The sequence below is a fragment of the Pseudomonas sp. Cab53 genome, assembly GCF_018325965.1.
Classification (GTDB): Bacteria; Pseudomonadota; Gammaproteobacteria; order Pseudomonadales; family Pseudomonadaceae; genus Aquipseudomonas; species Aquipseudomonas chlororaphis_E.
Map to the genome: position 1 here is coordinate 4034894 of NZ_AP021902.1, position 21810 is coordinate 4056703.

At 61.8% G+C, this 21810-nt stretch carries 21 protein-coding genes; 17 read left to right on the forward strand and 4 right to left on the reverse strand.

Annotation, left to right across the window (positions count from 1 at the left end; genetic code table 11):
• Positions 1 to 72: 72 nt before the first annotated feature.
• Positions 73 to 789 carry an alpha/beta fold hydrolase gene (locus KI241_RS17525; protein ID WP_212802803.1) on the reverse strand — a complete coding sequence of 239 codons (717 nt, stop codon included), beginning with the start codon at positions 787 to 789 and terminating at the stop codon, positions 73 to 75.
• A 133-nt stretch (positions 790 to 922) separates the two neighbouring features.
• Here KI241_RS17525 and KI241_RS17530 point away from each other — a divergent pair, with 133 nt between their 5' ends.
• From KI241_RS17530 to KI241_RS17580, 11 genes are all read left to right on the forward strand, one after another.
• The gene (locus KI241_RS17530) at positions 923 to 1747 is read left to right on the forward strand and encodes a DUF692 domain-containing protein (RefSeq protein ID WP_123579871.1); all 825 of its coding nucleotides are present in this window, start codon (positions 923 to 925) and stop codon (positions 1745 to 1747) included.
• A complete protein-coding gene (locus KI241_RS17535) occupies positions 1737 to 2528 on the forward strand; it encodes a DNA-binding domain-containing protein (protein ID WP_212802804.1) in 792 nt (263 codons plus the stop codon). The genes KI241_RS17530 and KI241_RS17535 overlap by 11 nt, the downstream gene beginning before the upstream one ends.
• A gap of 602 nt (positions 2529 to 3130) precedes the next feature.
• Positions 3131 to 3793, forward strand: coding sequence for a DUF2282 domain-containing protein (locus tag KI241_RS17540; protein ID WP_212802805.1), 663 nt, complete (start codon positions 3131 to 3133; stop codon positions 3791 to 3793).
• A gap of 244 nt (positions 3794 to 4037) precedes the next feature.
• The gene (locus tag KI241_RS17545) at positions 4038 to 5435 is read left to right on the forward strand and encodes a KamA family radical SAM protein (protein WP_052497372.1); all 1398 of its coding nucleotides are present in this window, start codon (positions 4038 to 4040) and stop codon (positions 5433 to 5435) included.
• A 31-nt stretch (positions 5436 to 5466) separates the two neighbouring features.
• Positions 5467 to 7026: a thioredoxin family protein gene (locus KI241_RS17550; protein ID WP_047739160.1), complete on the forward strand. Its 1560-nt coding sequence runs from the start codon at positions 5467 to 5469 to the stop codon at positions 7024 to 7026.
• A 49-nt stretch (positions 7027 to 7075) separates the two neighbouring features.
• Positions 7076 to 7996, forward strand: a complete 921-nt coding sequence (locus KI241_RS17555; protein ID WP_244868298.1) for a cupin domain-containing protein — start codon at positions 7076 to 7078, stop codon at positions 7994 to 7996.
• A gap of 26 nt (positions 7997 to 8022) precedes the next feature.
• Positions 8023 to 8982 carry an EamA family transporter gene (locus KI241_RS17560; protein WP_144419469.1) on the forward strand — a complete coding sequence of 320 codons (960 nt, stop codon included), beginning with the start codon at positions 8023 to 8025 and terminating at the stop codon, positions 8980 to 8982.
• Positions 8979 to 10256 (forward strand): ATP-grasp domain-containing protein, encoded by a 1278-nt coding sequence (locus KI241_RS17565; RefSeq protein ID WP_212802807.1) that lies wholly within the window; start codon positions 8979 to 8981, stop codon positions 10254 to 10256. Before KI241_RS17560 ends, KI241_RS17565 begins: the two co-directional genes overlap by 4 nt.
• An 11-nt stretch (positions 10257 to 10267) precedes the next feature.
• The gene (yfcF, locus tag KI241_RS17570) at positions 10268 to 10918 is read left to right on the forward strand and encodes a glutathione transferase (protein WP_212802808.1); all 651 of its coding nucleotides are present in this window, start codon (positions 10268 to 10270) and stop codon (positions 10916 to 10918) included.
• A 48-nt stretch (positions 10919 to 10966) separates the two neighbouring features.
• Complete coding sequence (cysS, locus tag KI241_RS17575; RefSeq protein WP_212802809.1) at positions 10967 to 12337, forward strand: cysteine--tRNA ligase; 1371 nt, start codon at positions 10967 to 10969, stop codon at positions 12335 to 12337.
• Between the two features lie 31 nt (positions 12338 to 12368).
• The gene (locus tag KI241_RS17580) at positions 12369 to 13625 is read left to right on the forward strand and encodes a cysteine desulfurase-like protein (RefSeq protein ID WP_042729693.1); all 1257 of its coding nucleotides are present in this window, start codon (positions 12369 to 12371) and stop codon (positions 13623 to 13625) included.
• Between the two features lie 29 nt (positions 13626 to 13654).
• Here KI241_RS17580 and KI241_RS17585 read toward each other — a convergent pair whose 3' ends face one another.
• Entirely contained in the window at positions 13655 to 14089 is a 435-nt protein-coding gene (locus tag KI241_RS17585; RefSeq protein ID WP_042729692.1) for a rhodanese-like domain-containing protein, read from the reverse strand.
• Between the two features lie 100 nt (positions 14090 to 14189).
• Here KI241_RS17585 and ftrA point away from each other — a divergent pair, with 100 nt between their 5' ends.
• Positions 14190 to 15149, forward strand: a complete 960-nt coding sequence (gene ftrA, locus KI241_RS17590; protein WP_042729691.1) for a transcriptional regulator FtrA — start codon at positions 14190 to 14192, stop codon at positions 15147 to 15149.
• Between the two features lie 44 nt (positions 15150 to 15193).
• Here the strand turns inward: ftrA and cobF are convergent, their stop codons facing one another.
• Positions 15194 to 15949: a precorrin-6A synthase (deacetylating) gene (gene cobF / locus KI241_RS17595; protein WP_212802810.1), complete on the reverse strand. Its 756-nt coding sequence runs from the start codon at positions 15947 to 15949 to the stop codon at positions 15194 to 15196.
• Entirely contained in the window at positions 15946 to 16521 is a 576-nt protein-coding gene (locus KI241_RS17600) for a histidine phosphatase family protein (RefSeq protein WP_047739167.1), read from the reverse strand. Before KI241_RS17600 ends, cobF begins: the two co-directional genes overlap by 4 nt.
• Before the next feature lie 300 nt (positions 16522 to 16821).
• Here KI241_RS17600 and KI241_RS17605 point away from each other — a divergent pair, with 300 nt between their 5' ends.
• The 5 genes from KI241_RS17605 to KI241_RS17625 are packed head-to-tail and all read left to right on the forward strand — an operon-like array spanning position 16822 to position 21808.
• Positions 16822 to 17676: a MurR/RpiR family transcriptional regulator gene (locus KI241_RS17605; RefSeq protein WP_042729688.1), complete on the forward strand. Its 855-nt coding sequence runs from the start codon at positions 16822 to 16824 to the stop codon at positions 17674 to 17676.
• A gap of 2 nt (positions 17677 to 17678) precedes the next feature.
• Entirely contained in the window at positions 17679 to 18323 is a 645-nt protein-coding gene (locus KI241_RS17610) for an isochorismatase family cysteine hydrolase (RefSeq protein WP_047739168.1), read from the forward strand.
• Complete coding sequence (locus KI241_RS17615; protein WP_123579806.1) at positions 18320 to 19672, forward strand: glutamine synthetase family protein; 1353 nt, start codon at positions 18320 to 18322, stop codon at positions 19670 to 19672. Before KI241_RS17610 ends, KI241_RS17615 begins: the two co-directional genes overlap by 4 nt.
• The gene (locus tag KI241_RS17620) at positions 19656 to 20408 is read left to right on the forward strand and encodes an N-formylglutamate amidohydrolase (RefSeq protein ID WP_123579805.1); all 753 of its coding nucleotides are present in this window, start codon (positions 19656 to 19658) and stop codon (positions 20406 to 20408) included. Before KI241_RS17615 ends, KI241_RS17620 begins: the two co-directional genes overlap by 17 nt.
• A gap of 50 nt (positions 20409 to 20458) precedes the next feature.
• Entirely contained in the window at positions 20459 to 21808 is a 1350-nt protein-coding gene (locus KI241_RS17625; RefSeq protein WP_212802811.1) for an APC family permease, read from the forward strand.
• The last annotated feature ends 2 nt before the right edge of the window (positions 21809 to 21810 follow it).

The following is a 21810-nucleotide window of genomic DNA, read 5'->3' on the forward strand; positions in this document are numbered from 1 at the left end:
CTCAATGAGTGTAGTTTCACCCATTGAGGTGTCCGGGGCTATTAGACCAGCTCACACATCCAACCGGGTTTTCTAGGGATTGAGCCGTTCCAACCACGCCCGTAAGTCCTGCACTTCCTGCGCACTGATGTTGTGACCAAGCCCAAGGTAGGCATGGAATTCCGGTTCCAGCGCCAGGGTCTTCAGGAAGGAATCGGCCTCGGTGCCGTCATGGTAGGGAATGATCGGGTCTACCGTGCCATGGCCGATGAACACTGCCAGCGCCCGTCGCGACTCGTCAGGGGTCAGTTCGGAGCGCAGCACTGAGAGCACCCGCCCGCCCATCGCTGCGATGCCGCCCACCGCTTCGGGGTGTCGCAACGCCACTTCATAGCTCATCATCGCCCCCTGGCTGAACCCCACCAGGTAGACATTGCTCGCATCGGTGGGGTACTTGGCTCGGGCCTTTTCGATGAAGTCCAACAGTAACTGGCCGCTGGCCTTCAGGTCCGAGGCGTCACCGTCGTAGGCGCCCTCGCCGGCCTTGGCAAACCATTGGTAGTGCCCCGGCTCCATGGTTTTCGGTGCGCGCACCGAGAGGTAGTTATAGTGCTGGGGCAGCTCATCCTTGAGTGCGAACAGGTCCTGTTCGTTGCTGCCGGAGCCGTGCAGGAAGATCACCAGCGGTCGGTTGCGGGCCTGCTCATCGGCCTGGGCCAGGTAGTTGAGCGGCAAGTCCGTTTGCAGTGACGGTTGCGCCTGCAACCCGGACGAAACCAGCAACAGAAACAGGGTGAGCGCTTTATACATCGGTCTTCCTCCATCGTTCGATAACCCCACGGCAGACACCGTGCCGGCGGTAGACAGCGGTTATCGGCGGTTGCTCAATTCTATCCGGCACTGCGCTATGATCAGCGGCGACCATCGACAAGCGAGTCAGACAGTGCGCTCATTACCACGGATTGGTATCGGCCTCAGGGCCCCTCATTATCAAGCGTTCCTCGACGGCCATCCCGCCGTTGACTGGCTTGAGGTGCATACGGAGAACTACCTGGGGCCGGGCGGCAAGGACCTGCATATTCTTCAACGCCTGGCGCAACGATATCCCATCAGCCTGCACGGTGTCGGCCTGGGGATCGGCTCGGTGCATGGTTTTTCCAGCGCCCATGTCGAACGCATACGACACCTGGCGGCTCAGGTGCATCCGTTTCTGGTTTCCGAGCACTTGAGCTGGGGGGCGATTGAAGGCCGGTGCCTCAACGACCTGCTGCCGCTCCCTTTGGTTGAAGCCTCGCTGGAGCTGGTCTGTGATCGGGTCGATCAGGTCCAGGATGCATTGGGCCAACAGTTGTTGCTGGAAAACATTTCCACCAGCCTGCGCTACCACGGCGATACCCTGGGCGAAGCCCAGTTCCTCGCCGAAGTGGTGAAGCGCACCGGCAGCGCGGTGCTGCTCGACCTCAATAACCTTTACGTCAACCAGTGCAACCACGGCGAATGCGCACTCGCCGCCCTGGAAGCTCTGGATGAATCGGCTGTCCGCGAATTTCACCTGGCAGGCCACAGCCAGGAAGAGGAATTGCTGATCGACGATCACGGCAGCGCGGTGGCGGAGCCGGTCTGGTCGCTGTATCGCAGCGCATTGCGCCGGTTTGGCCCGGTCCCGGTACTGGTTGAATGGGACACCCGCCTGCCGCCCCTGGGCGAACTGCTCGACCAGGTCGAGATCGCGCGCACGATCGCCCGGGAGGTGTTGCATGACACGTGAAGAGCTGGCGGCGCTGCAACTCGGCTTTACCCAGGCGCTGGATGATTGTTCATCGCACCCGGCCCTTCCACCGGGATGGTTAGAGACCGCAAGCGCGGGCAATCAGCGACGCTTCGCGCGTTATCGCAGCGGGCTCTGGCGGCACCAGGAACAGTCGTTGGCCTTGACCTATCCCGTCATCAAGGCGCTGGTGGGCGATCCGTTCTTCCGCTCGCTCGCCTACGAGTATGGGCGGCGCTATCCGTCGCGACATCCCGACCTGGGCATGTTCGGCGAGCGTCTTCCTAGTTTCCTCGAACACTATGGCCCCGTAGCGCCCTACCCTTACTTTGCGGCGGTGGCGTCGTTGGAATGGGTCATTCATCTGGCCGCTGCCGCCCGCGACGCCACACCACTTGGTCCCCACGCACTGGCCGCAATGAACAGCGCTGAGCTGGACAGCCAAAGGTTCACCCTGCCGCCGAGCTGCAGGTTGCTGCCCTGCGAATGGCCGGTGGTCGCGATATGGTCCGCCCATCGCCGGCAGGGCCAGCCTCTACCCTCAGTGAACCGCCACGCCTGCACCGCCCTCGTCTATCGAGACGGCTGGAATGTCGAAGCACGCGAGGTCGAACCCTGGGAAGCCGCCGCGCTGGAGCGTTTGGCGCAAGGCGCGACCCTGGGCGAAGCGTTGCTCGCCGCCCAGGCGTGTTACGGCGCGCAGGGTCAGGCGCACCTTGTCGACAGCGCGGCCCTGCTCACCCGCTGGTTGAACGATGGCTTGCTGACTGCCGTTCCCTGAGCCCTGCCCACGCACCTGTATCGGTCAAAGATGTCTCCATGAACCCGTCCTGTTGGGGCCCAGGCCCCTATTGTAAAAGGACGCGCAAATCCTGTTACATCTTGAAACATCTTATAAGCTTATATCGATTAGACATATCCTGACCGTGGACTACAAATAGAAAGCACCTTGCAAACTCGCACTAAAGCAATACATTTGATTTCGCGGTGAAGATACGACAGACCCATGGCTGTTTCGATAAACGAACAAGCGATGCAGTCGGTCAGGAACGGATTCCGAACAAGTTGCCCGAGGCGACCTGTACAAAAAGGGAGCGATAAATGTATCGGACCAGTTACTCGAACGAATCAACTTTGCGCAAACGGCGCCAACGTATTGCAACCTTCCGCCTTGTCACTCCTGATTTCCTGCAAACACGATGCCGGCACGCCGTGCTGATCAAGTTTGCTTGTCGCAGTACTGTCAAACCCTGATTGAACATCGATATTGCGCCGAATGTTGAATATGTATGTCCAGACGGACAGCCGTACGGCCCGTTCGCGTGCGCGATGGGCTTATAAAAATAAATGACTGTATAAAAACCTTGACCGGGAACTTGCGTGATGAATCTAAAGGATATTCTGGTAGCCACTGCGTTGGCCTCCATCAGCAGTGCTTCGCTGGCCGAGGTGGCCGCTGAGAAACCAGCGGAAACCGAGGTGTGCTACGGCGTAGCCAAGGCAGGCCACAACGATTGTTCCGACAGCAGTTGCCTGCACGACTGCTCGGAGATGAGCAAGGTCAACAACGATCCACGCGAGTGGGTCGCTGTGCCCAAAGGCACCTGCACACAGATGGGGGGCGTCGTCAAAGCCCAGCCAGACGCCTGCCCATTCGACGAACCGGCTGTCTCCGCAGCCGTTGACGTCGGGGCCGGGGAACGGCTCTTCAACGGGGGCGACCACACCCGCGGCATCGTCGCCTGCTCTACCTGCCATGGCACGGCTGGCGCGTCTGAAAACGCCGAGTACCCCAAACTGGCGGGACAATTTGCCAAGTATGTGGAGACGCAACTGCGCGCCTTCCGTGATGCCTCACGTCCATCACCTGTCATGGTGACGGTAGCCAAGTCCCTCAGTGACCAGGACATTGCCAATGTGGCGCAGTACCTGGTGCAATCTTCCGCGACCCCGTCCTCAGCCCCGGCACAGCCTCAACCAAACGTTGTTGCGGCCTCGACGGCAGTCATTCATCAAGAAGCGAAATCGGGCACCGTGCCTAATTAAAACGATCGCTCATCTTCAATAACCCTTTCAGGCGCCCCTGAGTAGCGTAGATCATTACGCACTCGATAACAGCGCTTGGCCTGGTTATGTCCGAGGCAAAAAAAATTGCAATCAACTTTATGCAATACGAACACTTTCGCCTTTAAAAAAGTGCTGAAAAATAAATAAAACGGCACCTTGATTCGAAATAAATATTAAGTATTGTCAGTCTATGGACGCCGCCACTTGAAAGGGACGACAACAAATGTCAAGTAACATTGTGGATTATGACTTTGCTGACTTTCAACTAAAGTCATTGATTGCCCATTCTTCCCAGGGCCAGCGTCTGACACCCTTGTTATCGCTGCGCTATGCTTTTCGAAGTGATGAGTTCTGGCGCGACCTGGATCATTGGAAAGATATTGACGCCGAGTTGTTCCTCAATCATCTGTGGCAAGAAAAAAATGCCATTACCAGCGTCGGCGCACTGGGTGCATTGATCAAGAACAGGATCAGTGCCGCGTTCCTGAAAGACCTTGAAGAAGGTCATCGGATGGCGCCGATGTCTATCCGACTGACGCCTTACATCCTCTCGCTGATCGACTGGGACAACCCCTACCTGGACCCGTTGCGGCGCCAGTTTCTGCCGCTGGCCTCGGAGATCTGTGTCGATCATCCCATGGTGAAACTCGACCCCATGGGCGAACAGAACGACTCTCCGGCCCCGGGGCTGACCCATCGCTACCCCGATCGAGTGTTGTTCCTGGCCACCAACGTATGCCCGGTCTATTGCCGCTATTGCACCCGCAGCTACGCGGTGGGGCTGGACACCGATGCGGTGACCAAGACGAAGATCAACGCCCCCGGCGAGCGCTGGGAGCCGGCCTTGCGCTACATAGAAGCCAACGCCAGCGTCGAGGACGTGGTGATCTCGGGCGGCGATGCCTATCGACTCAAGGCCCGGCAGATCACCGAGATCGGTGAACGACTGCTGGACGCTCCCCACGTACGGCGTATGCGTTTCGCCACGAAGGGGCTGGCTGTATTGCCGATGAAGATCCAGAGCGATCACGACTGGACCGATGCCATCTCACGCTTGTCGGACCGGGCGAGGAAGATGCACAAGTCGATTGCGATACACACGCACTTCAACCATCCGAACGAAATAACGGCGATCACCGCCAAGGCCCTGGGGATGCTCTATGAGCGTGGCGTCGAGGTCAGGAACCAGGCCGTCATCCTCAAAGGCGTCAATGACAACCCGCAGACCATGCACCGTCTGAACGAATGCCTCGCCTACTTGAACGTGCGTCCCTATTACTGCTTTCAGGGGGACATGATTCGTGGCGTCGAAGCACTCAGAACGAGCCTTGGCGATTCGATCGCCCTGGAGAAATCCACCCGTGGCCTGATTGCCGGGCACAACACCCCGCACTTCATCGTGGATCTGCCCGGCGGTGGCGGCAAGCGCGATATCCATAGCTTCGACTACTACGACCCCTACCTGGGTATCGCCGCTTATCGCGCGCCAGCCGTGAAAAAAGACCAGGTTTTTCTCTACTGCGACCCGCTCCACACCCTCACCGCGGATGCCCAAGCGCTCTGGACGAATCCGGCGACGCGGACACAACTGCTCGACGATGTCCTGAAATCCGTCAAATAAATGTTCAACCACCGTGAATGGAAGCATAGAAATGAGCGAAACCAACAAGATTGACTGGATCCACCACACGTCCTACGTCCACGCCATCGAGCAGTCCAAATCGACTGGCAAGCCGATCCTGATTTATTTCCATAGCCAATCCTGCGGTGGTTGTAACCGCTTGGTGGACAGTGTTTTCAACGACACCCAGCTTATCGGCGCGGTCAATGACTCAACGATTCCGGTATGGGTTGAAGTGGAAAACTCCAAGCCCGATCCACGCATTTCCGAGTTGGTGGGAAGCCACATCTTCATCATGTCGCCGGTTCTGCAACTGATTTCCAGCGACGGGGACATCTACCATAAATTCCTCGGTGCTCCGCTCCATACGCGACTCGACCTCGGGTACTGCCGCGTGCATCACGATGTCGAAGGTGACATCGACGCCAGCGAAACCGCTTCTCAACTGTCGGTCGGCCTGGCCAAGCAGGCCATGGCCAGCTTCAACTACTCCATCGCCGAATCGAAGTTGCGAAAAGCGCTGAACGCCAGCAATACGGCCAGCGTGGCGGTGCGCGAAGCGGCGTATTGGCTGCCTATCGTGCAGGCCCGCGGACAGTATCCTGAAGACAGCGTGTCTGAAGACGGTATCGCGCAGACCGCCATTGCCCGCGAAGTCCGGCGCTTCTGCAATACGCTGATCCAGGTGCCGGACCATGAGTTGATGGTCGACTGGCCGGGCGTCCAGGGCGAAGGTGGATGGGCCCATTACACCGACTGCCTGCGTGAGTTGTGCCTGGGCATCTACCAGATGCTGCTGGATGTCGCGACCGATGCGGCGCAGAAACGCGCGGCACAAGGCCGCAGCCTGACCCGTGCGCAAATGATCATCCGCGATTGGCAGGTGTCCTTCCGGGACCTGCAGGCCAGCCTCATTGGCCTGAAGGGTCCAGAGTACGATCAGCAGCACCTGCATCAGAACTACACCCTCGGCAAGCAGCGGACGATCCGCAACAACATCGTCCACTGCGTGATGGCCGAGTTCTGGGCTCACTCCCCTGCGATCCGTTCCACCCTGGAAGCCAGCCGGACGGGCATCCGCCACTCTGAAAACGTCAGCCCGGCGCTGGTCAACTGGAAGATCCATGGCCCGGCGCCCTATAACTTCGGCAGCATCCAGTCGTTGCTGACCCTCTGGGAAAAACGCCACCAGCAATTGGTGGAAGAGTTCTCGGGGATCACCGACGCCGAACTCGACGCCTCGCTGAACTGGTGGGAAGACTCGCCTGTCTCGGTGAAATTCCGTCTTTGCCGCCTGGGCTGGCACTTCCACGATCATGCCGCGGTTGTCGAAACCATCTGCCAGCGCATCGGCCATGAGCGCTCGGAAACCGAACTGCTCGCCAAGCTCCTGTTCAACGCACTGGGCCGCGCCGAGGGTGAAATGGTCGGCCTGTCGCGAGACGAGCAACAAGCGCTTTTCGCCAGCGCCGCCCATCAGCTGAAAACCCGCAGCGATGAGCTGGCCCGCGTCTACGAGGGCTACCTGAACAAGCGCGCCGACGCCGCCTACGCCACCACGCAGGCTCAGCCAGTGGCCGCGGCCGTGTAATGAAAAAATGCGGCGCGCCCTGCGCGCCGCTTCGAGGATAGAAAGCGTGATGAATATTCTGCAGCAGATGTTTGGCGACCAGACCGAGGTGTTCCTCGACACATGCTGGCCCAAGCGCTCATACGTCGCCGACGGTGCCATGAGCCGCTTTACGCAATTGTCGGCCCTGGAAGAACTCCAGGACATCCGCGCGTTGTTCAAGGCCCTGCCAGGGCCCGTCGACCTGCTCTTTCCAGGTGGCAAGCGTATTACCGTGGCCAGGTCCGCCGATGCCCTGGCGCCGTACAACGATGGCGCCGCGATGGTTTACATAAAGGATCTGGAAGCGCTGCCCGCGATCTCCCTGGCCTGCGATGAACTGGCCAAGACACTCGACATCCCGCGGCACTATGTGAGCTGCGAGGCGTTCGCGGCCAACCATGGCGTGGAAGTGGCGACGCACTTCGATCATGAAACCAACTTCATGATCCAGATCAAAGGCGAAAAGACCTGGAGGTTTGCCGAAAACACTTCGCTGCCGGACCCCATCTACCCGTTTTTCCCGAATAACCCGAACCGCTTCTACCAGCAAGGCACGCATCCCTACACCGGCGCACAACTGCCGCGGACAATGCCCGAGGGCCACGAGGAGCGGCTGGTCAGGCCCGGGACCACGACCTTCATGCCCCGGGGCTATTGGCATGCCACGGTCGCCCATGAAGAGTCCTTTTCCATCGGCTTCGTGATCAACCCGCCAACGGTGGCCGACATCATTACCTATGCCCTGCTGGAGCATTTACACGGGAACGAACGCCTCAGGGCCCACCCGCTCGACACGCTGTCGGAGCCTGCACTCGCGCGCATCCTGGGCGACATTCAGAGCGGCCTGGAGGAGGTCGGGAAGTTGTCCAGGACATTGCCGGCACAAGCCCTGCTGCAACGCTACAAGCAATCGAGAAAAGGGAACATTCGCACACTCACTGCCCTATGACCGCGTTCTTGATTGGAATCCGTACCATGCGCACTGCACACGCTCTGTTTGTAGGGATCACGGCGTTGATGCTCGTCAACGTGATCGATGGGCTCAAGGAAGTGTATTTCGGGATCCTGCTGCAAAGGCTCGACAGTGTCATCGCGACATTCGTGTTGTTCGCCGTCGCCTGGCCGGTGTTCTTTTTCGGCTACATGGCCCGGAAACGCTCGACGCCTGCCCTGCTTGCCAGCCCTGCAAAAAAGGCTTCCGTGCGCCGGTGCCTGGTGATGTTGAACATCAGTTCCGCCGCGCTCTGGATATCCTTTCTGCTGGCATTGAAATGGGTGGAGCCGGCCATCGTCAGTGCGCTGGTGGGCGGGGTCGGGATCATTTCGACGCTGGTGCTGAACAAGCTGTTGCGTCCCACGGCGATCATGATCCCGGCCGACTATATCGCCGCGCTTGTCATCGCACTGGCCAGTGTCTACCTGGGGTGGGTCTCGATGGACGGACGCACCGCCGTCAAGGATGAGGTCGACAGCGACCAGGTGCTGCTGGGCTACCTGATGATGCTGGTGTGCGGTGTCGCCATGGCCTTGACCAGCATTCTCTCGAAGGTCGTCGCGGATCATGGGGCGTCGAGCCACTATCTCTACGCCCATCGGTTCTACCTGCTGCTGGCGGTGACCGGCGTCTACACCTGTTTGAACCTGAGCAAGGTCGGCGCCGTCATCGATCATCTCGATGCCTTGGTCCTGTTGGCCTTCGTCGGCGTGATCCTGCCGTTGCTCTTGCTGCAAGAAGGCATAAAGCGCTGCGAACCCGTGACCACCGAAGCCATCCTCGCGGCCGCCCCGTTGTTCACCATCATTTTTCAAACCGTTGATTCGAGACTGGCCTTTTCAGCGTTCAGTTTCGCCGGCGTGGTCCTCATCTGCCTGGCCGCGACCTACAACGGCTATTCCCACCTGAGTCGCCTTTCAGTCGAAGGAGTTAGAACATGAAATACGCGGTTATCGTCGATGCCTACTCGACCGGGGCAAGCCTGGCGGACGAACTCAAGTTGTATGGCATAACCTGCATCCATGTGCAGACATCCGCCGAAATACTCGAATATGACGTGGACAGTTACAGGCCGGGGGATTTCCAGCAGCGATTCGTCGCGACGCAGGACCTCAAGGCGCTGACGGATGCCTTGGCCGAATTCGACCCGATGTTCATCATTCCCGGATGCGAGTCCGGCGTGGAGCTGGCCGACCAGCTCAGCGAACTGATGGGCACGCCTGGCAATGGCACGGCGCTGTCAGCCTGCCGCCGGGACAAATGGCACATGGCCAAGCGGCTGCATCAGATGGGCATCCCGGCGGCCCGGGTCGCCTTGATCCATCAGATGAGTGAGGTCGAGACGGCGATCGAGACGATCGACGGCTGGCCGGTGGTCATCAAGCCGGTCAACAGCGCCGGGGCGGACGGTATCCATTTCTGCTACGAGACCGCGCAGGTGCGTCACGCGGTGGACAAGGAGCTGGGGCGCCTCAACGAAATGGGGCTCATCAACGACACGCTGCTGGCGATGGAGTACCTGGCTGGCCAACAGTACCTGGTGCAGGCGGTGTCCCGAGACGGTGAACATTTTGTCTTCGAGATCTGGCGCGACACTCGCAAGCCCGTGCCAGGCGCCGGGGTGGTCAACGACCGTGAAGTGCTGATCGACCTGCTCTCGGAGGAAGCGGCCCCCATCATCGCCTACGTTCACCAATGCCTGGATGCATTCGGCGTCGACATCGGCCCTTCGTTCCTGGAGGTGATGGTGACGAACAACGGTCCGATGCTGATCGAGTGGGCAGCCCGGATGATGGGAACCCAGGAGCTCAGCGCGATGACGCGCGTGCGCGGCGTCAACGCCGTCAATCTCTGCGCGGCCTGCTATGCCGATCCCGAGGTGTTCCATTCGATGCTGGAGAAAGTCAACCGGTCGAACGCGACGTGCGAAGTCATCGGGATGATCAACAGCGTTTCCGGCCAGGTGATCCATCGTCGTTGGCTTGACGAACTGAGCGCCAGGCCAAGTTTCTTCAAGATGATCAGGGCCCCGGAAATTGGCGCCAGCGTTGCGCCTACCATCGGGATCTCGACCAACTACGGCTTCATCTATCTGGTTCACGAAGACCCTGCGGTCACCTACGCCGACTACCTGTGGATCCGGCAAAAAGAGGCCGAGGACACCGGTTTCTTCGACGTGCAACTCAGCCAGGCAGCGGTCGCACAAGCCTGCTGACCTTGATCGGGATGGAGCAAGACTCAATGAAGCTATACGTGGATCATCAATGCACGTCGCCCTTTGCCATGTGCGCGTTCGTAGCGCTCAAGGAGTGCCGGTTCGATTTCGACCTGCACTACCTCGACCTTTCCCAAGGCGATCACCAGCGGCCGCCATTCACCGGGATCTCGCTCACCCACCGCGTGCCGACGCTGGTGGATGGGGCGTTTTCGCTGGCTGAATCGTCCGCCATCGCCGAATACCTGAACGACGTTGCGCCGCAGGCCCGGCTGTTTCCGGTTGACGTTCAAGCCCGAGCCCAAGCCCGGCAAGTCCAGGCCTGGCTGAGAAGCGACTTCTTCAACCTGCGCGGCAACCGGCCCACCGAGACCATCTTCATCGCACCGTCAAAGGAACCGCTGGGGCCATTGGCGGTGGCCGATGCCCGGCGACTGGTCGAGACCTTGTCCCATAGCCTGCGGGACGGCAAGGCGTTTCTTTTCAACGAGTGGTGCATCGCCGACGTCGACGCCGCCGGCATGTTGAACAGGCTCATCTACAACGGCGATCCGGTTCCCCAGACGTTGAAGGACTATGCGCTGCGGGCCTGGGATCGCGAGAGTGTCCATCATTGGCTGGATCTCGACCGACAGGGCAATACGACTTCCTCCGGGCGCTGAACCCGGAGGGCCAGGGGCGTCGATGCCCCTCAACGCAAGAGTTGGAAAATGGAACTATTCAATACCCTGGGAAGGACCGTCGTCCCCTTCACGCCGATCGTTGAAAACCAGGTAGGCCTGTATGCCTGCGGCCCCACGGTCTACCACTATGCGCACATCGGGAACATGCGCACGTACATCTTCGAAGATGTGCTGGCCAAGACCCTGCGTCATCGCGGCTGGACGGTCAAGCACGTCATGAACATCACCGATGTCGGGCACCTGCAATCCGACGCCGACGCCGGCGACGACAAATTGATGGTGGGTGCCGCTCGCGAGAACAAGACCCCGTGGCAGATTGCTCAATTCTACGAAGACGCCTTTTTTCGCCACTGCGACCTGTTGAATATCACCCGCCCGGACGTGGTGTGCCGGGCGACGCAGCATATCCCTGAAATCATCGCGCTGATCGAACGCCTGCTGGAAAAAGGCGTGGCCTATGCAAGCGCCGGGAATGTCTATTTCAGCGTGGAAAAATTCCCGGCCTATCACGAACTCGGGCAACTGGTGCTGGACGAGCAACGCGCCACCGAACGCGTCAGTCACGACCCGTTGAAGCGCTCGCAAGCGGACTTCGCCTTATGGTTTTCGACCTCGAAGTTTCCGGGCCAGATCATGAAGTGGGAATCTCCCTGGGGCCTGGGATTTCCCGGCTGGCACATCGAGTGCTCGGCCATGGCCAGCAAGTACCTGGGTGACAGGATCGATATCCATTGCGGCGGTATCGATCATATCAACGTCCACCATTCCAACGAGATCGCACAATCGGAATGCTGCTTCGGTCACCGCTGGGTCAACTACTGGTTCCACTGCGAGTTCCTCAATGTGGAGACAGAGAAAATGTCCAAGTCCAGCGGGGAATTCCTCACCGTGGACTCGCTGGTGGACAAAGGCTACGACCCCTGCGCGTTCCGCTTGCTGGTGCTGGGCTCGCATTATCGCAGCGCCCTGGCTTTTTCATGGGAAGCACTGGATGACGTCGCCACGGCCTTGCAAAAAGCTCGGCGACGGATCAGCAGCGCCCTGGAAAACAGCGGCCCTGTCGGCGAGGCTTTTTCGGCCACGCATGCCGCGTCCTATCGAAGGTTCTTCGCTGCGCTGGAAAAGGACCTGCACACGCCCAGCGCCATGGCCGAGTTCTGGTGGGTGATCAAGTCCAATGAGCTGACTGAATCGGAACGCATCGACCTGCTGCGCAGTTTCAACGCGGTGCTGGACATCGGTTTGTTCGACGCCCAGGCCACCCGCCTGACATCGGAACAAAGCCAATTGATCGCCGCGCGTAACGTGGCCCGTAACGAAAGGAACTGGGCGGAATCGGATCGGATCAGGGACTTGCTGCTGGCCCAGGGCATCAGCCTCAGCGACTTGAAAGCCTGAACAGCCTCAGTCGCCATCACGAAGGATCGACATGTTGGATATCGAGCGTATCAGGCAACAGTTTCCGGTGTTCTCCCTGGCCTCGGCGCGCGACAGCGTGCTTCTCGACAGCGCCGCCGGCACCCAGATGTGCAAGCGTGCCCTTGCGGCCAGCGTCGAGGCCGCGATTGAACACAACGCCAACCTGGGCGGCCATTTCTCGACATCGGTCATGGCGCAAGACGCCATCGACCAGGCTCGGTGCGCAGCCGCCGCACTGGTCAATGCCTACTGTGCCGAGGAAATCGTGTTCGGCCAGAACATGACGACGCTGACGTTCCATCTCTCACGTTGCCTGGGGCGAAGCCTTGGCAAAGGTGATGAGATTGTCCTGACCCAGTCCGACCATGAAGCCAATATTTCGCCCTGGCTCGAATTGGCCAAAGACCTGGAACTGAACGTTCGCTGGCTGCCGTTCGATCCCCTTGCCTACGGTTTCAGCATTGCCGACATGGACTCGATCATCACGGATCGGACCAAGGTCGTCGCGTTGAGCTATGCGAACAACGTCACCGGCACGATCAATGATGTCGCCGCGGTGGCCGCCCTGGCCAGGCGCAAAGGCGCGCTGGTCTATGTCGATGCGGTTCAGTTCGCGCCCCATGGTGTGATCGATGTGCAGGCCCTGCAGTGTGACTTCCTGGTGTGTTCCTCGCACAAGCTCCACGGCCCCCATCACGCAATCCTCTGGGGCCGCCTGGCCTTGCTCGAAAGGCTCATGCCCTACAAACCCCGGCCCACGGCCGATAAGCCACCCTATAAATTCGAAACCGGGAGCAAGAGCCGCGAGGCCATCGCCGGAATCCTCGGTGCCATCGAACACCTGGCCTGGATCGGGCGCGAGTTTGGTGCGTGCGGCGAGCAGACGGGCAAGCGGCAGCAGATTGTCGCGGGGATGCACGCCATCATCGAATACGAGCAACGGCTGGTGCAGTCAGCCCTGGAGGGGTTGGGCAGCTTCAAAGGCGTTCATATCCACGGCTACCACGCAGCCCAGGCACGGGAACGCCGGGTGCCGACCGTGGCCTTTACCCTGGCGTCGACACCCAGCGAGATGATTTCCCGGTACATGGCCGAACAAGGCATTCGTCTCTGGCATGGTCATCATTTCAGCCCGCAGACCGTTCGGGCCCTAGGTGTTGACGAGCATGACGGCGTGGCCAGGATCAGCCTGGCGCATTACACCTCTCAAGACGACGTTCAACGCTTCCTGTCGGCCATGGATGACCTCGTTCGAATGCGGCGCTGAGCAAACGCCCGGCCAGCCGGGGGGCCGTATCAGCAATCGCAGCGCACAGCCTGGTCCGCCACTCGCTCCACCAGGCCGGTCAGGCGAAACCCTTCATCGAGCCAGCCCATGACGCCGCCGATCATTTCCTTGACCGGGTAACCCAAGGTCGCCAGGCGAACCGCCGCCTTGTTCGCCCCGTTGCAATGCGGGCCGGCGCAATACACCACGAACAGCGTGGCCTTGGGGTACGCCGCCAAAGCCTGGGCGGTGAGCGTGCGGGTCGGCAGGTTGATCGCCCCGGGCACATGCCCGCGCTCGTAGGCCGACGGTCCGCGGACGTCCACCAGGACAAAGTCGAGCTCGCCGGCCTGCTGGCTGGCGTGGACGTCGGAACAATCGGTTTCGAACGACAGGCGCCGGCGGAAATGCTCCAGGGCGATATCGGACGGGGCGGCAGGCACTTCGCGAACCAGGCTAGTCATCGTGTGTACTCCAAGGTGATGAGGGCATGGACAGACTTTATCCGCCCCTGGGTTACCGCTACAGTGGCGCATACGACACTCTCTGGGAATTTTCCGACAAATGCAGCCTACCTCCGGCCTAGTCGCGATCCTTGCCTACGACGGCTTGTGCACCTTCGAATTCGGCGTCGCCGTCGAGATTTTCGGGCTGGAACGTCCCGAGTTCGAGTTTCCCTGGTACGTGCACCGGATCGTCGCGGTGGATGACGGCCCGATGCGTGCCATGGGCGGCTTCCAGATCCTGGCCGATGGCGGCATGGAACTGCTCGACACGGCCCGGACCATTGTCGTGCCCGGTTGGCGCAGCCGCAGCGAACCGCCGTCCGAAGCGTTGCTGGAGGCGCTGCGCCGGGCCCACGCCCGTGGCGCGCGGCTGCTGTCGATCTGTTCGGGGGCGTTCGTCCTGGCGGCGGCCGGGCTGCTCGATGGACTCGGCGCCACCACTCACTGGCGCTACACCGACGAACTGGCCGAGCGCTTCCCCGCCATCCGGGTGGACCCGGACGTGTTGTACGTGGATTCCGGCCAGGTCATCACCTCGGCCGGCAGCGCCGCCGGCATCGATGCCTGCCTGCACTTGGTGGCGCGGGACTATGGCGTCCAGGTCGCCAACACGGTGGCGCGGCGCTTGGTGATGTCACCGCAAAGGACCGGCGGACAGGCGCAGTTCATTCCTTCGCCGGTCAGTCGCACGCCTCGCAGCGACCTGTCGAGCGTCATGCAATGGGCCCGCGAGCGCCTGCACGAACCCCTCGGCGTGCGCGAACTGGCCAGCCAGGCGGCCATGAGCGAACGCACCTTCCTGCGCCATTTCACCCAGGCTTGCGGCGTGTCGCCCAAGGCCTGGCTGCAACACGAACGCCTGGCCCGCGCCCGCGAGCTGCTGGAAAGCACCGAAGACAACACCGACAACATCGCCCAGTTGTGTGGCTACCGTTCGGTGGAAAGCTTTCGCGTGGCGTTTCGCAGCGTGGTCGGGTTGGCGCCTTCGGTGTACCGGGAGCGGTTTGGGCGGGGATGAATGCAGTGGATTAGCAACAGTACCCGCACAAACACTGGGCAGCTTCAGGGCTTGCGCAACAAATAAGTATCCATGATCCAGCCATGCGCGTTGCGCGCGGCCTTGCGGGTGCGTTCGATGTCGTCGGCCACCTCCCCCAGCCGCCCCTGGATCAGGATTTCATCCGGCGTCCCGACATAAGCGCCCCAGTAGACCTGCGTATCCGGATCGCTCACCTGGCGATACGCGTCCTCGGCATCGAGCATCACCACCACGCTGGCGGCGTCGCTCACCTGCCCCGCCGCCAGGCGCCGCCCGGTGGTGATCTCCAGCGCGCCGCCAATGCTGTTCAGCGGCACGCGATGGCGAGCCGCAAGGGCCTGGACACTGCTGATGCCGGGGATCACGTCAAACTCGAAGGCACAACGGCCCGCGTCGAGGATCGACTGCAGGATGCGCACGGTGCTGTCGTACAGCGAAGGGTCGCCCCACACCAGGAAGCCACCGCACTGCCCGTCGGACAACTCATCATTGATCAGCCGTTCGAAGGTGGCCTGTTTCGCGCGGTTGAGGTCTTCAACGCTGGTCGGATAGTCCACCTCGCCACGCTGGCGCTCGGGACTGTCGGCGGTGACGAAACGGTATGGGTGATCGACGATGTAGCGCCGGCAGATCTCATGACGCAAATCCAGCAATGTGCCCTTGGCCGGGCCCTTGTCCATGAGAAAGAACACGTCCACCCGGTTCAGGGCTTTGACGGCCTGCATGGTCAGGTGATCCGGATCGCCGGCACCGATGCCGATGACCAATAGCTGCTTCATGCTGACGTCTCCTGGCCAGGGCCCTGCGTGCGCCATCGCCAGACGCCATTGAAGCGCAACTCGACGGCGGACAGCGGTTCGATGTCGATCCGGTTGAAGGCGGCGCTACAGCCCAGGACATGGACCAGCGCCGCGCGAATCACAAAGGGATGAGTGACGGCCAGCACGTGCCCTGGCCGGGTTTCCAGGTTCGCCAGCCAGTCGCCGACCCGGCGGCACAAAGCGGCGACGGACTCACCGCCGTGGGGTGCCGCCTCAGGGTCGTCGAGCCAGGCTTGCACTGCGCGCGGCTCGTCCTTGAACAGCTCGTCGATGGACCGCCCGCGCCAGTTGCCCAAGTCGCAATCGGCCAGGGCCTCGGTCACCTCAGGCTCGAGGCCGAACAACGCGGCGGTCTGGCGCGCGCGCAACTCCGGTGCGCACAGCAGGTGCCGAACGTGGCGGTAGTCATCGCCGACGCTGCGACGCTGTGCCAGCCAATCGGCGTCCAGCGGCTCATCCAGGCCGAAACGCGCGTGTTTCTGGGCGACGGTCCGGGCATGGCAAATCAGGGTCAGGCGAGTGGCTTGCACGCAGGAACTCCCACACATTCAAAAGCGGTTCATCGCCGGCATATTCAGGCTTTTACTTGTACAGCACCTTATACGAAATCAAATAACCGAGACAAAATGGCGTTATTTCTTACACAACAAAAAGCATTGGCTGACATACCGAGTCACTTCGACCAAAGCCATGTCCTACGGCGCTTTCGGACCCTACCCGGTCATTTTAAACGGGACGTAAAAAGCGCTGGACATGTAGCACCAGCTACATAAATACTATTTTCAGGAGTTATGAAAGAAATCCAACACCCATCCCGGCAAGGAGCACGGATGCCGCCTCTCAGAGACCTGATCACCGATCCCGGCCTGGTGTTGACGCCGTCGGAACGCAAGGTCGTACGCGCCCTGCTCGACCACTACCCACGCAATGGCCTGGGGCCGATGTCGCGCCTGGCGGACCACGCTGGTGTCAGCGACCCGACCATCGTGCGGCTGGTGAAAAAGCTCGGCTTTGGTGGCTATGCCGAATTCCAGGAGGCGTTGCTCAGTGACATGGATCACCGCCTGCGCTCCCCGCGCACGCTGTTGCAACCGCGGGCCAAATCGCAGCAGGGCGATACCTGGAGCCACTACCTGGCGGTCAGCCAACGCAACCTCAGCGACACCCAGGCCCTGACCCAACCCGAAGACGTGCGCATCCTGGTGCAGTGGCTGCTCGACAGCCGCCATCAGGTGCATTGCTTCGGCGGGCGCTTCAGCAGTTTCCTCGCCCACTACCTGCTCAACCACCTGCGCCTGCTGCGCGCCGGCTGTTTTGCCCTGGAGGACAACGCCCAACTGCCTGATCGCTTGTTCGACGTCCAGCGCCAGGACCTGGTGCTGATCTTCGATTACCGGCGCTACCAGGCCCAGGCCCTGCGAGTGGCGAGCGCGGCCAAGGAACGGCATGCCCGGGTCGTGCTGTTCAGCGACGTCTACGCTTCGCCCTTGCGCGAGCTGGCCGACCTGATCATCAGCGCCCCGGTCGAGTCAGTCTCGGCGTTCGACAGCCTGGTCCCGGCGCTGGCCCAGGTCGAGGCCCTGGTCGCCTGCCTGACGCTGCAATGCCCCGACCTGGCCGAACGCCTGGACGGCATCGACGCCTTGCGCTCGGCATTCAACACGCACCTGTTGGAGGAAAAATAAGGATGTTCTCGCTCCCCCACCGTTCGCCCCGGGACCTGCCGTTCACCCGCGACCACACGGCCTTGCTGCTGGTGGACATGCAACGCGCCTGGCTGGAAGTGCAGTTCGATGCCCACCTCGCCAGCCCCGAGGCCGAGTACTTCATCCGCCGCGCCCGCCAACAGGTGATCCCCAACCAGCAACGCTTGCTCGCCGCGATGCGGGCGGCGCGGCACAACGTGCTGCATACCCACATCGAAAGCCTCACCGCCGATGGCCGCGACCGCTCCCTGGATCACAAGCTGTCGGACATGCACCTGCCCAAGGGCAGCCCCGAGGCGCAGATCATCGCCGAGTTGGCCCCGCAGGAAAACGAGATCGTGCTGCCGAAGACGTCCTCCGGGGTCTTCAATTCCACCAACATCGACTACGTGCTGCGTAACCTGGAAACCCGCCACCTGATCGTCGCCGGCATCGTCACTGACCAATGCGTCGACATGGCGGTCCGTGACGCCGCCGACCGCGGTTACCTGGTCACCCTGGTGGAAGATGCCTGCGCCACGTACACCGAACAGCGCCACCTGGCCTGCCTGAACGCGATCAAGGGTTATTGCTGGATCACCGACACCGCCACCGTGCTCGCTCGCTTGCAGGAGATGCAGCCATGAGCCGCCCCGATACGGCGCCACGCCTGTTACCGCTGCCCCTGACGACACTGGTGAGCACCGACCTGATCGGCGTGACCCGCGGGCGTTCGCTGCCCAGCGACGAACTGGCCCACTACGTCAGCGCCGGGTGTGGCTGGGTGCCGGCCAACAGCGCGTTGACGCCCCAGGACATCATCGCGTCAAGCAACCCTTGGGGCGCCCATGGCGACCTGCGGCTGATACCGGACCTGTCCAGCCGGGTGACCGTCGACAACGGCCCCGACAGCGCAGCGCCGGCCCTGGACTTCATCCACTGCGACGTGCGCGAGACCGACGGCCGGCCCTGGGGCGCCTGCCCGCGCACGCTGCTGCAGGACGAAGTGGAGCGTTACCGCACCGGACTGGGGCTGCAGGTTTTCGCCGCGTTCGAACATGAGTTCAACCTGAGCGCCACGCCCGCCCTGCCTGATCGCCTGGCCTTCAGCCTCCAGGCCCAGCGCCAGCAGGCCGGGTTCGCCGGCTGGCTGCTCAGTGCGCTGCGGGCCGGCGGTGTCGAACCGGAGATGTTCCTGCCCGAATACGGCAAGCACCAATACGAGATCACCTGCCGCCCGACCCTCGGGGTGGCCGCTGCCGATCGCGCGGTGAACGTGCGGGAAATCAGCCGGGAGATCGCCCGGCAGATGGGCCTGGACCTGAGTTTCGCGCCCAAGACCGGGGAACACGCCATCTGCAACGGTGTGCACCTGCACCTGAGCTTGCAGGACTTGAGCGGCGATCCGGTGCTGCACGACGCCGCCAGCGCCAACGGCCTGTCCAGCCTCGGCCAGCACTGGGCCGCTGGCGTGCTGCATTATCTGCCGGCGCTGTGCGCCCTGACCGCGCCGACCCCGGTGTCCTACGAACGCCTGCAACCCCATCACTGGAGCGCCTCCTATGCCTGCCTCGGACAGCGCAACCGCGAGGCGGCATTGCGCATCTGCCCCACGGTGAGCCTGGGGGGTAAGTCGGTGGCGAGCCAGTACAACCTGGAGTTCCGCGCCATGGACGCCACCGCCTCACCGCACCTGGCGATGGCCGCCGTGTTGATCGCCGGACGACTGGGCATCGAACAGCACCTGCCGTTGAACGCGGTGACCGATGAAATACCCGATGAGCTGGATGAAGCACAGCGGCGCGAACGTGGCATTATCGCCCTGCCAACGACCCTGGCCCAGGCACTGGATTGCCTGCGTCACAGCGGGGCGCTGCTTCAAGCCCTGCCCCGCCCGCTGGTCGAAACCTATTTCGCCTTGAAGGCCCAGGAGCTGGCCTTGACCGAGGCGCTGTCACCTGCCGAGCGTTGTGAGCACTATGCGCGAATCTATTGAGTGTGCCGAGTCGGGGCTCTACACCGAGCCGGCCTACCGGTTGCTGCGGGAAGACTCCGAACACCCGCTGGTGCTGGTGTGCGAACACGCCAGCCGCTACATTCCCCCTGCCCTGAACGACCTGGGCCTGGATGAAACCGCCTCCCACGAACACATCGCCTGGGACATCGGTGCCCTGGCCCTGGCCGAACGCTTGTCCGAGACCCTCGGCGCGACGCTGCTGTCGGCCCGCTATTCGCGCCTGCTGATCGACCTGAACCGCCCATTGCACGTGGCCGACAGCATCCCGCCACAAAGCGAGATCTACCAGGTTCCGGGTAACCAGTCCCTCGACGACGCCACCCGCGCCTACCGCCAGCAATGCCTGTTCCATCCGTTCCACGATTGCTTGCGCGCGCTGATCGACCGCCGTCTGGCCGACAACCGCCCAGTGCGGGTGGTGGGCATTCACAGTTTCACCCCGGTGTTCTACGGCCAACCACGCGCATTGGAAGCGGGCGTGCTGTTCGGTGAAGCCCGGGACTATGCCCAGCGCATCGTCGACGGGCTGACCCGCCATTCCCTGCGGGCGGCCGGTAACCAACCCTACAAGATCAACCCGTTGACCGACATGACGGTTCCGGTGCACGGCGATGGACGCGGCCTGGATTCGGTGTTGATCGAGGTGCGCAACGACTTGCTGCGCAGCCCCGAAGCGGTACGCACCTGGAGTGCATACTTGGCCCCGCTGCTCTAGGCACAGCGGCAAGCCAGCACAACCTACACAGCTGAAAAGGAGAACGGCTCATGAGTATCGAGGCATTTGGCTACAAACAGGAGTTGAAACGCAGCCTGTCACTCACCGACCTGGTGGTGTACGGGATGATCTTCATGATCCCCATCGCGCCGTTCGGCGTGTATGGCTACGTGAATGCCGAGGCGCCGGGGATGGTGCCGCTGGCGTACATCATCGGCATGGTGGCGATGCTGTTCACCGCGTTGAGCTACGGGAGCATGGCCAGGGCCTTTCCGGTGGCCGGCTCGGTCTATTCCTACGCGCAGAGAGGCCTCAACCCACACGTCGGCTTCATCGCCGGCTGGCTGATGTTGCTGGACTACCTGCTGATCCCGCCGCTGCTGTACGTGTACGCGGCGATGGCGCTGAATCATTTGTACCCGCAGATCCCCAAGGTCGGTTTCATCCTCGCGTTCCTGCTCAGCGCGACCTTCGTCAACCTGCGGGGCATTACCTTCACCGCGCGGATGAACATCCTGTTCCTGCTGGCCCAACTGGTGGTGCTGGGGATCTTCCTGTCGTATGCCTGGACAGCCCTGCACGGTGGCGCCGGCAACGGCCAATTGACCCTGGCGCCGCTGTACAGCCCCGAACACTTCAACTTCGCCCTGCTGATGCAGGCCGTGTCCATCGCGGTGTTGTCGTTCCTGGGCTTCGACGCCATTTCCACCCTGGCCGAGGAAATCAAGCACGAGCCGGGCCGCAGCATCGGCAAGGCGGCGCTGGTGACCCTGCTGGTGATGGGGGTGATCTTCGTGGTGCAGACCTGGATCGCCACCGACCTGGCGGCCGGCATGGGCTTCAAGTCCGCCGACACCGCGTTCTATGAAATCGCCGAGCTGGCGGCCGGCAGTTGGCTGGCCACCTTGACCGCTGTCGCCACGGCCCTGGCCTGGGGCGTCGCAGTGGCGATCACCTCGCAGGCGGCGGTATCGCGCCTGCTGTTCGGCATGGCCCGGGACGGCCAGTTGCCCAAAGTGTTGGCCAAGGTTCATCCAAGGCACAACACCCCGTACGTGAGCATCTACCTGGTCGCGCTGCTGTCGCTGCTGATCTGCTACCTGTTCATCGACGCCGTGGACACCCTCACCTCCCTGGTCAATTTCGGCGCCCTGAGTGGCTTCATGTTGCTGCACATCACCGTGATCAACCACTACTGGAGACGCCAGCGCTCGGGCCAGTTCATCCGTCACCTGGTCTGCCCGCTGGTGGGCTTCGCGATCGTCGCGGCCATCATGTACAACATGGGCGTCGGGGCGCAGAAACTCGGCCTGATCTGGATTGCCGCCGGCGTGATCTACCTGTGTGCGTTGAACCGATTCGGCGGGCGCACGACCCTGCCCGACCCGGCCGGCCAATGAGG